This window comes from Polaribacter pectinis, assembly GCF_014352875.1.
Taxonomy (GTDB): Bacteria; Bacteroidota; Bacteroidia; order Flavobacteriales; family Flavobacteriaceae; genus Polaribacter; species Polaribacter pectinis.
Map to the genome: position 1 here is coordinate 1,034,304 of NZ_CP060695.1, position 12,727 is coordinate 1,047,030.

The 12,727-nt window shown below is 28.9% G+C and carries 9 protein-coding genes; 6 read left to right on the forward strand and 3 right to left on the reverse strand.

The features are described from left to right. The first annotated feature begins 90 nt into the window (after positions 1-90). The 4 genes from H9W90_RS04910 (at position 91) to H9W90_RS04925 (ending at position 8,577) form a co-directional block, all read left to right on the forward strand. Positions 91-1,173, forward strand: a complete 1,083-nt coding sequence (locus H9W90_RS04910) for a DUF3810 domain-containing protein (protein ID WP_187483345.1) — start codon at positions 91-93, stop codon at positions 1,171-1,173. Between the two features lie 94 nt (positions 1,174-1,267). Continuing rightward, a complete protein-coding gene (locus tag H9W90_RS04915; RefSeq protein WP_187483346.1) occupies positions 1,268-4,156 on the forward strand; it encodes a DUF6311 domain-containing protein in 2,889 nt (962 codons plus the stop codon). 148 nt (positions 4,157-4,304) lie between these two features. Then, positions 4,305-7,256, forward strand: a complete 2,952-nt coding sequence (locus H9W90_RS04920) for an amidohydrolase family protein (RefSeq protein WP_187483347.1) — start codon at positions 4,305-4,307, stop codon at positions 7,254-7,256. Between the two features lie 19 nt (positions 7,257-7,275). Further along, on the forward strand, positions 7,276-8,577 hold the full coding sequence (locus tag H9W90_RS04925; RefSeq protein ID WP_187483348.1) for an amidohydrolase family protein: 1,302 nt from the start codon (positions 7,276-7,278) through the stop codon (positions 8,575-8,577). A gap of 203 nt (positions 8,578-8,780) precedes the next feature. Here the strand turns inward: H9W90_RS04925 and H9W90_RS04930 are convergent, their stop codons facing one another. Further along, positions 8,781-9,152 (reverse strand): hypothetical protein, encoded by a 372-nt coding sequence (locus H9W90_RS04930; RefSeq protein WP_187483349.1) that lies wholly within the window; start codon positions 9,150-9,152, stop codon positions 8,781-8,783. An 88-nt stretch (positions 9,153-9,240) separates the two neighbouring features. On the opposite strand from H9W90_RS04930, the gene H9W90_RS04935 reads away from it, so the two are divergent. Beyond that, a complete protein-coding gene (locus H9W90_RS04935; protein WP_187483350.1) occupies positions 9,241-10,032 on the forward strand; it encodes a TrmH family RNA methyltransferase in 792 nt (263 codons plus the stop codon). A 10-nt stretch (positions 10,033-10,042) separates the two neighbouring features. Further along, positions 10,043-10,789 carry a polyphosphate--glucose phosphotransferase gene (ppgK, locus tag H9W90_RS04940; protein WP_187483351.1) on the forward strand — a complete coding sequence of 249 codons (747 nt, stop codon included), beginning with the start codon at positions 10,043-10,045 and terminating at the stop codon, positions 10,787-10,789. Between the two features lie 277 nt (positions 10,790-11,066). Here ppgK and H9W90_RS04945 read toward each other — a convergent pair whose 3' ends face one another. Then, on the reverse strand, positions 11,067-11,942 hold the full coding sequence (locus tag H9W90_RS04945) for an anti-sigma factor (protein ID WP_187483352.1): 876 nt from the start codon (positions 11,940-11,942) through the stop codon (positions 11,067-11,069). 77 nt (positions 11,943-12,019) lie between these two features. Then, positions 12,020-12,691 carry a Crp/Fnr family transcriptional regulator gene (locus H9W90_RS04950; RefSeq protein WP_187483353.1) on the reverse strand — a complete coding sequence of 224 codons (672 nt, stop codon included), beginning with the start codon at positions 12,689-12,691 and terminating at the stop codon, positions 12,020-12,022. Positions 12,692-12,727: the final 36 nt, after the last annotated feature.

The following is a 12,727-nucleotide window of genomic DNA, read 5'->3' on the forward strand; positions in this document are numbered from 1 at the left end:
ATTTATTTGTACACAAATATTGTAAACTAAATTGTTATTATCTTGTTAATAACCAGTGAACTTCCAAAATGAAATGTTATTTTTACCCAAATGAAAGTAAATAAAAAACATCTTTTTCTAACAATTTTTCTTCCAATTCAGGTTTTGTTGGTGCAATTGGCTGCTAAAAATCCTGCATTTATAGAAACGTATTATTCGAATGGAATTTATCCCATTATTTCCTCTTTTTTAAGAATTATTTTGGGTTGGATTCCTTTTTCTTTTGGTGATATTTTACTGGCTTTTGGCCTATTTATTTTTCTTCGTTTTTTATACAGATTGATAAAATCTCGATTTAAAAATTTCATTTACAAAATTATTCATTTTACTTCAATTTTATCAATAATTTATTTTTGTTTTTACCTTTTTTGGGGTTTGAATTATTACAGAGAACCTTTAGCCAAAAACTTAAAATACCAACAAACAAAATATACAACAGAACAGCTTCAAAAAGTAACAGAAAACATTATTGAAAATTTGAATTTTTATCAATATAAAATTACAAAAAACGATACAATAAAAGTAGAAAACAGCTATCATCAAAAAGAAATGTATAAAATGGCAGTTGCTGGTTATAAAAACTTGGAAGCAGATTTTCCACAATTAAAATACAAATATACATCTGTAAAAAGTTCTATAATGAGTTTGTTACAAACCTATAATGGAACTTCTGGATATATGAATCCTTTAACTGGAGAAGCGCAAGTAAATGATAGAATTCCTAAAACAAGTTATCCTACAACTGTTTGTCATGAAATGGCACATCAAATTGGTTATGCAGCAGAAAATGAAGCCAATTTTGTAGGTTTTTTAGCTTCCAATTATAATGATGACATCTATTTTAAATATGCGAGTTATAGAATGGCTTTTGGGTATTGCATTTCAGAAATTAGAAAACGAGATCGAAATTTATCTAAAGAACTTTGGAAAACAGTAAACAAAGGAATTACCAAAGATTTTAATGCAAGTTATCTGTTTTGGCAAGATTATAAAAACCCTTTTGAACCGGTTATTAAAAAAGGATATAGTGCTTATTTAAAAGCAAATAAACAAGCTAAGGGAGTTGAGTCTTATAATTATGTGGTGGATTTATTAATTTCTTATTTTGAAACCACTAAATCCAATTCGAAATAATAACATTAATTAGCATTTAACTTTCACCGTCATTTATAATATTATTTGGTAAATTTGAAAAAAATAAATTTCAACCAGAACTCATCTCAAATTAATGTTCAATACCTGTATTGTTATTCCGTGTTATAATGAAGAAACTTTTTTTCTTCATACAGAATACAAAGAATTTCTTAAAAATAATAAAGAAGCTTTAGTTTGTTTTGTTAATGATGGTTCTTCAGACGATACTAGTAGTTGTCTAAAAAATTTAAAAACACTTTTTCCTAATAATGTAGCAATTGTAAACCATAAAGTAAATCAAGGAAAAGCTGCTGCAGTTAAAACTGGTTTTAATTTTTGTAATAACAATTTTGATTTTAAATATATAGCGTATTTAGATGCGGATTTAGCAGTTTCTTTAGAAGAATGCTATAGTTTAACATCACATTTAAAAAAAGATATTGATTTTGTTTTTGGTTCTAGAGTTTTAAGAATCGGTGCTGTTATTGAAAGAAAAAAGTCTAGACACTTAATTGGAAGAGTTATTGCAACTTTAATATCTTATATTTTATCTCTTAAAGTTTATGACACACAATGTGGTTGTAAAGTTTTCAAAAAAGAATTATCTGAAAAAATTTTTGTAAAACCTTTTATTTCTAAATGGCTTTTTGATGTAGAAATTTTCTTTAGGATAATAGCCGTATACGGAAGAGATAATGTTTTAAATAAATTGTTAGAAATCCCTTTAAATAGATGGGTAGACAGAGGAGATTCTAAAGTTGAATTGACTTACTTTTTTAAACTTTGGTTTGATTTATTAAAAATTAAAAAAGAATATTCAAATGACAAACCAATTATAAAAAATAAAAAACGCTTTTCATTTTTTAAACCTAATTGGTTATTAATATCTGTTGTAATATTATGTCTTGTTTTTTTCCAAATTTCTTATGGACTAGAACTTATTGTTCCAACTAATATAGACTGGATGCTTTCTGCATATCATGATTGGGGACAACATTATCTTGGTTGGACATATTTTAGAGAAGCTTCTTGGGGTTTTCCTTTAGGAAATATGTATAATTATTATTATCCTTTAGGTACTAATGTTGGTTTTACAGATTCTATACCTTTGTTAGCATTAATGCTTAAGCCTTTTTCTAGATTTCTAACATCAGACTTTCAATACTTTGGAGCTTTTATGCTTTTAGCTTTTTTGCTAAATGCAATTTTTACAGTAAAGATTTTACAGCTTTTTAAAGTAAATAAAATTATTATTCTGGGTGCAGTTATTATTATAATTACAAGTCCTTTATTTTTATATAGAGGAATGCATCCTGCCTTAACAGCACATTGGTTAATAATTGCTTCTTTTTATTATTATCTCTGTCCACCAAGCAAATTAAATCCTATTAAAGCTAATTGGATACAAGTCTTACTTTTTGTTTTAAGTGCAGGAATTCACCCCTATTTAGCTGCAATGGTTTTTGGTTTTTCTATAATATTGCCTTTGAAAAACTATTTTTATGATAAATCGATTTCATTAAAATCGGCTATCTTCTTTCCTATTATATCAATATCATCAGGTTTCTTTTTTTGGTATATATTGGGTGTGATAGGAATAAAAGGAAGTACTTCTATTGCTGGCGCTGGTAATTATGGTAAAAGTACTTTTAACTTGAATAGCTTTATAAATCCCTATGAATATTCTTCTCAATTTCTTTCAGGTCTAAAATCTGTATCATTAGAACAACTAGAAGGATTTAGTTATTTAGGATTAGGAATGATAATTATTAGTTTAGTTGTAGCTATTTATAGTTTGTATTTAGTGTTTGATAAGAGAATTTTAAAAGAGTACAAATATATTTTACCTTTATTTCTATTTACCATCTTATTATTGCTTTTTTCTATAAGTAATATTGTAACTTTTGGTGATGAAGTTTTGTTTGAAATTCCAATTCCAGAATTCATTAAAACTTTAGGAGGTATATTTAGAGCAAATGGTCGTTTTTGTTGGCCTTTTTATTATTTTCTTGTTATTTTTTCAATTATCATTTTTTCTAAACTACCTATCAACAAGCTATTAAAAACAGGAATTTTTGTATTTTTAATAGGTCTACAAGTGTATGATATTCAACATGAAATTACCTCTAGAGATTTAGAATATGGAAGTTTTGAGACCAAACTAAATGACGATAAAAAATGGATAGCTATTTTTAGTGAATTTGATGAAATAATAACCTATCCACCTTATCAAAATACGATGGTCTATAATCAAGATTATCAAGATTTAATGTTTTTAGCAAGTAAGGCTAAAACTCCAATTACAACTGGTTATGTAGCTAGAATGAAACCGACTCATAAGTATTTAGATTCTATACAAAGAAACATAGTAAAAGGTAATTTCGAACTTGGTAAAAAATCTCTGTACCTAACAACTTCAAACTATATTAACATTTTTAATGTACCTATTTATCAGAAAAAAGTTTCTTTAAAAAAGTTAGATAATTTTATTCTTATTTATTCCAATAAAATAGATATTGAAAAACTTTTTAAAAATTCTAATGAAAATCAAAAAACACAAGATTCAATATTTAATCAAATAATAAGTACCATCGATAAAAATTCTACAAATTTTATAAAGATTAGTAACTCACTAATTAAAAATACTAATAATGTGAAGTATGGATTGGACGAAGTCTCTATGGTTAATAATGCTTTAAAAGTTAGAGGTTGGGCTTTTAATGAACCAGCAGAAACAAATTTTAACGACTCTATTTTTATTTCACTAACCAACAAAAAAGATACTTATCTTTTTAACACTAGTTTAATTTCTAGGCCAGATGTAACAGCTTATTTTAAGAAACAAAATATAGATTCTTGTGGTTTTGATATGTCTATTTATACAAATAAACTTCCTAAAGATGAATATGATGTTGGATTTGTAATTAGAAACAAAAAAATAAAAGCATACGGTAAAACAGAGCACAAATTTAAAACCAATTAAATATTAGCTGTAGTTGCTTTTTGTAGTAGATCATTTCAAAAAAGATTTAGCATTCTTAAAATTATGTTAAAATAACTTCATTTAACAGTTTACAAATTCGTTCTAATTAAATTTAGAACTTAATTATCATTTAACTAATCCAAACTATATGAGAAAACTACTCTTATTATGTGTTGTTTTGTTTACAATTACTTTGCAGGCGCAAGATTATTTTCCAACAAATACAGGCGTAAAAACTAAAAAAAACACAATGGTTGCTTTTGAAAATGCAACTATTTATGTTACTCCACAAAAAGTTATTAAAAAAGGAACTTTATTAATTAAGGACGGTAAAGTAGTTGCTGTGGGAAAATCAGAAAAAATTCCAGCAGGCACAAAAACAATCGATTTAAAAGGAAAAACAATCTATCCTTCTTTTATTGATATGTATTCTAGCTTTGGTATAACAAAACCAAAAAGACCTTCTTCTAATAGTAGAAGACCACAATATGATGCTGGTAGAACAGGTTTCTACTGGAACGATCATATTAGACCAGAAACAGAAGCTGCTAATTCTTTTAACTTTGATAATAAAAAAGCAAACGAATTATTAAAAGAAGGTTTTGGGGTTGTAAACACACATTTACAAGACGGAATTGTTCGTGGAAACGGAATGTTGGTTGCTTTGAACCCTAATTCTTCAGATGCTTATAGAATATTGAATAACAAATCTGCACAATATTTATCCTTTTCAAAAAGTGTTCTGTCTCGTCAATCCTACCCTACTTCAAGAATGGGTGCAATGGCTTTATTACGCCAAATGTATTTAGATGCAGACTGGTATGCTGCAGGAAACATGAAAAATAAAGATGCATCGTTAGAAGCTTTAAATAACAATAAAGGTTTGCTTCAAATTTTTGATGGAGAAAACCATTTAGATGTTTTAAGAGCAGATAAAGTTGGTGATGAATTTGGAATTCAATATACAATTTTGGGTGGTGGAGATGAGTTTGAAAGAATAAACGATATCAAAAAAACAAACGCAAATTTTATTATTCCTATCAATTTCAAGGTTGCTTATGATGTTAGCAATCCAACAATTGCAAAACAAATTGCTTTAAGTGATATGCGTAAATGGAATCAAGAACCTTCTAACTTAAGTGTTTTAGATAAAAACGGAATTAACTTTGCGCTAACGACTCACGGTTTAAAATCTGTAGGGTCTTTTCATAAAAACTTACAAAAAGCTATTAAGTATGGTTTTGATAAAGAGAAAGCACTAGAAGCTTTAACAACTAAACCTGCGCTAATGTTGGGTAATACAAAAATTGGTAACTTAAATGAAGGAAGTTACGCCAACTTTATTATTACTTCTGGTGATGTTTTTGATGCAGAAACTGTAATTCATGAAAATTGGGTTCAAGGAGACCAAAACATCATTAATGATATGAACATAAAAGACCTTAATGGAGATTATATGGTTCGTGTAAATGGTAAAGATTATTTACTTTCTATCACAGGAAAAGGAGCACAACAAAAAGGTTCTTTAAAAATGGGAGAAGAAAAAATAAAATCTACATTCTCTTTTAAAGACAATTGGATTCACCTTACTATTAACGAAGAATCTGGTTTTACAAGGTTAACAGGACAAACAATTAACGCTTCTAATGTAATGCAAGGAACTGCTTATGATGAAGCAGGAAACGAAACTTCTTGGTCTGCCTCTAAACAAGTTAGAAAAGAAGATAAAAAAGTTGAGGAAAAAAAGAAAGATGATAAAAATTTAACTCTTTTACCTGTAAGCTATCCTAACGTTGGTTATGGTAATTATACCTTACCAAAACAAGAAACTATTTTAATTAAAAATGCGACAGTTTGGACAAGTGAATCTGATGGAATTTTAGAAAACACAGATGTACTTTTAAAAGACGGAAAAATATCTCAAATAGGTAAAAACCTACGAGTAAGAGGTGCAAAAGAAATTGATGGAACTGGTAAACATTTAACAGCCGGAATTATTGATGAACACTCACATATTGCAACTTCTGCGGTTAATGAAGCTGGACACAATTCTACTGCAGAAGTTACTATAGAAGATGTTGTGAACCCTAATGATATGAACATATATAGAAATTTGGCTGGTGGTGTTACTTCTATTCAAATTTTACATGGTTCTGCAAATCCTATTGGCGGACGTTCTGCACTTATCAAATTAAAATGGGGAGAAAATGCTGAAGGAATGCTAATTGATAATGCTCCTAAATATATAAAATTTGCTTTGGGTGAAAACGTAAAACAATCTAATTGGGGACCAAACAATAACATCCGTTTTCCACAAACAAGAATGGGAACAGAACAAGTTTTTGTAGATTATTTTCAACGAGCAAAAGAATATGATGCTTTAAAAAAATCTGGACAACCTTATCGAAAAGATTTAGAATTAGAAACATTGGCAGAAATTATCAATAAAGAACGTTTTATTTCTTGTCACTCTTATGTGCAATCAGAAATTAATATGTTAATGAAAGTTGCTGATCAATTCGATTTTAATGTGAATACTTTTACTCATATTTTAGAAGGTTATAAAGTTGCTGATAAAATGAAAGTACATGGCGTTGGTGCTTCAACATTTTCAGATTGGTGGGCATATAAATACGAAGTTTTAGATGCAATTCCATACAATGCCGCAATTATGGCAAACCAAGGAATTACGGTCGCTATAAATTCAGATGACAGAGAAATGTCTAGAAGATTAAATCAAGAAGCTGCCAAAACAATTAAATATGGTGGTATGTCTGAATTGGAAGCTTGGAAAATGGTAACCATAAATCCTGCAAAATTATTGCATTTAGATAACAGAACAGGTTCTATTAAAGTAGGTAAAGATGCAGATGTTGTTTTATGGAGTAACAATCCATTATCAATATATGCAAAAGCAGAAAAAACAATCATAGAAGGTGCTGTTTATTTTGATATTGAAGCAGATTTAGAAAAAAGAAAAGCAATAAAAGCAGAAAAAAGTAGACTTTTAAAAATGATGTTGAATGAAAAAATGAACGGTGGAAAAACTGTGATGCCAAAAAAGAAACGTAATCAAAATTTTCACTGTGATACTGAATAAGAACTTAAATACAAACAAGATGAAAAATAAATTTATATATAGTTTGCTATGTTTCTTATTCGTTTTAGGAAACATCACAGCGCAACAAACTCCAGCACCAAAACAAACCACTGCTTTTTCTATTGAAGGAGCAACTGCACATTTAGGAAACGGAAACGTTATAGAAAACTCCTTAATTATGTTTGCAGATGGAAAAATAACCTTTGTTGGAAGTAATATGATGAGAATTGCTAGACAAGGAACTATTATCAACGCAACAGGAAAACATATTTATCCTGGCTTTATAGCTGCTAATGCTTCTTTAGGTTTGGTAGAAATAGATGCTGTAAGAGCAACTGATGATGAAGATGAAGTAGGTTCTATGTTACCACATATTAGAAGTTTGATAGCCTATAACGCAGAAAGTAAAGTAGTTGAATCTATGAGACCAAATGGAGTTTTAATGGGGCAAATTACACCAAGAGGTGGTACAATTTCTGGAACATCTTCTGTAATGCAATTTGATGCTTGGAACTGGGAAGATGCCGCTATTAAAATGGATGATGCAATACATATGAATTGGCCAACAAGTTTAACTCGTGGTAGATGGTGGTTAGGCGAAGATCCTGCATTAAAAGAAGATAAAAAATATGCAGAAAACATTACTAAAATAACAGATTTCTTTGCGGATGCTAAAAGGTATTTAGAAAATAAATCATCAACAAAAAACCTGCCTTTTGTGGCTACAAAAGGTTTGTTTAATGGTTCTCAAAAAATATTTATTCATGTAAGTGGAGAAAGAGAAATTACAGATGCTGTAAATTCTTGTAAAAAACTTGGTATAAATAATATTGTAATTGTTCATGGTCAAGGAGCAGAAAATGTTGCAGATTTATTATTGAAAAATAATATTCCCGTTGTTATTGAAAGATCTCATAGAATTCCTAATGGAGAAGATGATGATTATGATTTATCTTACAGAAATGCAAAAATATTATTAGACAAAGGTATTACTGTTGGTTTAGGAATGGAAGGTCAAATGGAAAGAATGAATACGAGAAATTTACCTTTTTATGCAGGAACATATGCTGCTTTCGGAATTGAGAAAGAAGAAGCTTTAAAAATGATTACTTCTAACAATGCAAAAATATTAGGTATAGATAATTTGGTTGGAACATTAGAAGTAGGTAAAGATGCTACCCTATTTGTTTCTGAAGGTGATGCTTTAGATATGAGAGGTAACATTCTTACAGAAGCATTTATAAAAGGAAGAAAAATTAGTTTAGAAACACACCAAACAAAACTTTGGCAACGTTATTCTAACAAGTATAAATCTAAATAGATTTATTTTACATCAATGATAAAAGGCTCGCAATTAGCGAGCCTTTTTCAATCAAAAACAGTTAACAATAATAATATTAAAACCTTAAATCCCCCTTTTCATAGAATTTTTTAATAACATAAAAACTTAATAACGGTCAATATTATTGTTAAACAAATATTCAATAAATAACATTATTTTACAATACCTATAAATAGGTATATTTAATTTCTATCAAATGGTTTACTAGACCATTGCCAACTAGAAAAAGACCAGCCTTTAATTTTAGCATAATTATCTAAATTTAAACCACCTCCATTAGAAGCTCTACCAGAATTAACAAAACCAATATGAACAGTTTTCCTTCTTGTTCTTCCATCTGTCCAACTACTCTTTACATTGTTAACTTTTACATACACTGGTTTATCCCTTTTATTTACTGCTCTAAAGGTTACACCATATTGTGTTTTTTTATAATAAAGAGAAACGTTACCATCAGTATCATGATAAGTGTATCCTTCAACACTTTGACCAGATATCTCTGTACTTAATAGTGATATTGTTAAAAACAATAGTAAAAATTTTAATTTTTTCATGATAATATATTTTTTAGATTAAAGTTCTGTAAATATTTTTAAAAATGACACACAAACCTATACACACAATTAGGTATATTTGTGTTTTATGAAAGAAATTACTAGCATACAAAATCAATATGTAAAGAACTTGCTAAAACTGCAAGAAAAAGCGAGAGAACGTAAAAAACAAGGTTTATTTATTATTGAAGGAAAACGTGAAATTTCTTTAGCAATAAGTGCAAATTATCAATTTGATACTGTTCTATTTTATCCAGAATTGATTTCAGAAAAAGAGATTCTTCACTTATTTAATGAAAACATAAACCGAATAGAAATCTCTAAAGAAGTATATCAAAAATTAGCATATAGAGCTTCTACGGAAGGAATTATTGCTGTAACAAAAACCAAAGATTTTTCATTAAATAAATTTCAATTTAAAAATAAGAATCCTTTAATTTTAGTTGCTGAAGGAGTAGAAAAACCGGGAAACATTGGCGCACTTTTAAGAACTGCAGATGCTGCAAATGTAGATGCCGTTTTTATAGCCAATCCTAAAAGCGATCTTTATAATTCTAATATTATTCGTTCGAGTGTTGGTTGTGTTTTTACCAATCAGATTGCAGTTGGCACTTCCGTAGAAATGATTTCTTTTCTTCAAGAAAAAAATATTGCTATTTTTACAGCAACTTTGCAGAATTCTAATGAATATCATAAAGAGAATTATACAGATTCTTCAGCAATTATTGTTGGCACAGAAGCTACAGGATTAACAGATATTTGGCGAGAAGCTGCAACACAGAATATAAACATACCAATGCAAGGTCAAATAGACTCGATGAATGTTTCTGTTTCTGCTGCAATTATTTTATTTGAAGCAAAAAGACAAAGAGGATTTTAAAATCACAAACATGAAAGTATTAGGAATAGATATTGGTGGAACAGGAATTAAAGCTGCAATTGTAGATACAAAAACAGGAGAGTTAATTACTGAAAGACACAGAATTGCAACTCCAAAACCTGCAACTCCAAAAGCTGTTGCTAAAGTTGTAAAAGAAATGGTAAATTATTTCCATTGGAAAGGTGCTGTTGGTTGTTGTTTTCCTACAATTATTGTTGATGGGCAATGCAAACATCATGGTAATTTAAGTCCAGATTGGTTAGATGTTAAAGTTGATAAGCTTTTTAAAAAAGAATGTGGAAATCATTTTTTTGTTAGTAATGATGCAGATTTAGCAGGAGTTGCAGAAATTAGTTTAGGTGCTGGAAAAGATGTAAAAGGTAAAGTTTTTGTAATTACTATTGGTACAGGAATTGGTTCGGGACTTTTTTATAATGGTAAATTAATTCCGAATGTAGAATTAGGAAGAATTTATCATACAGATGGCAAAATCATAGAAAAATTTGTTGCAGATTCTACAAGAAAAAAGGAAGATTTATCATTAGAAGAATGGGCTAAAAGATTAGATATTTTCTTAACTCATGTAAAAACATTACACACTCCAAAAATGTACATTTTAGGTGGTGGAATTAGTAAAAAGTATGATAAATTCAAACAATATTTAACAGTTGATATTCCTGTTGAAGTAGCAAAATTTAAAAATAATGCAGGTATAATTGGAGCTGCTATGTTTGCTCACAAAAAGACTAAAAAATAATATTTTTTCTTCAATTATTTGTTTTAATCACTCATTCGTTAAAATTCTATTAAATTTCATTTTCTGTGAAACTTTTTTAAAGTATTACAGTCTATATAGTGTAGTTTCTAAATTATTAGAGACTCAACTGGTTGGTTAGTTGGTGCCCAATATTTGCTTTACGCTTTATTGGGCATTTTTTTTTAAAAAAACAGAGAAGGGTAATCATATAAAAATGATTACCCTTCGATTTCAATCAACCATTAACAATTTAAATAGTAGATTTAATCTTTTTCTGTTATCTAGTTACTGTTCCTGTTAAAACTGCTTTTGGACCTGTTCCCATAGTTAAAACAGTATGATTCATAGCGTCACTAGGAACAACATGTGCCAAAGGTTTTAATGTAAATGGTGCAGGATTATTATCTGGACTTGGTTCTACAGAAATTACAACTGTTGCTCCTTTTAAATCTGTTGGAAAATTAACTCCGGCTGCAGATCCCATAACATAATCTTCTCCAGGATATCCTGGTCCATTTCCTGTTGTTCCTTTATATGGTGAAGTTGCAGCATTATCATCAGCTGAAGATACAGATGTAAATGTACCTGTACTTACTGGTGTTCCGTTTAAAACTACCCATCCTTCATATTTCCAACCGTCAGACAAAGTTGGTAAATCTAAACCTGCAACAGCTGGCGGATTGGAATTATCTAAAAACCAAACCCCACTTGCTTCATTTGTATCATCTGAATCTGTTGGTGTAGCTAAAATGTATTTTCCTGATGAATTTGAAAAATCACCAACAATTCCTGTTGAAGAAACACTTGCTGAATTACCAGAGAAATCTCCAGCTAAAATTTTTGTTGCTGCTGGTGCTGGATCAGAATCTACAGCTGGTTCTATAGATAATACAAATTTTGTAGCACTTTCTAAATCATTAATGTCTACTGTGTAAGTTTGCGGAAAAGAAACGCTTGTAAATGTTCCTGTACTTACTGGCGCTCCATTTACAATTAACCAACCTTCATACACAAAATCTGCACCTAATTCATCTAATCCTGTTAAATCTACAGTTAAATTTGCTGTTGTAGGTAAATCATCATTGTTGTTGTTACATGCTGCAAAAAACGCAGTCAATGCAAAGACTAATACTAAATTTAAAACTTTTTTCATCTTATTAAATATTTATTGTTAATGTTGATGACAAAGTTATCGGCTTAATATGTCTTTAAATGTTAGCTAGCGAACACTTATGCTATTTTTTGAAGTAATCTTATTTCTTTTCTGTTAAAATTGATGATATTTTCATCTTTTAACTCATTCATTAATACATTTAAATTAGATCTAGAAGTACCTATTAACGAAGCAATATCTTTTTGTGTATAAGGGTGTTCGATTATCTTATCTCCAGTTTTCTCACAATCATGTCCATATTCTTCACACAATTCTTTCATAAATTCTAAAAAGCGAGTTTTGGTATCTTTAAATAAAATGAGTTGTAATCTTCTTTCTAGTTTTTTAAAACGTAAGCCTAAAAACTTATATATTTTTAAACTGAAGGTTTTATTATCTCGCATTAAATCATGAAGTGTCTCCACTCCTATTGGACATATTGAAGTTGAGTTATCTACAGATTGCGCAAATTCATTTCTTTTTTCTTCTCCTAGTATTGCTTTTTCACCAAATAATTGCCCTTTGGTTAAAATTGCATTTACAACTTCTTCTCCTTCTTCTGTGTAATAACCAATTTTTACTTTTCCATTTTGAATAAGAAAGACCTTGTTTGCAGTATCTTCTGTAAAATAGATATAATCACTTTTTTTATAGTTATCGAAAGTATGACACTTTTTATATTCTTTAAATTTATGTGGACATAATAAATTAAATAAATTTACATTGTCAAAAAACCAAAGATTTTTCATAGTTAATTATTTTAGTGGATATTAAAAAAGTCTAAA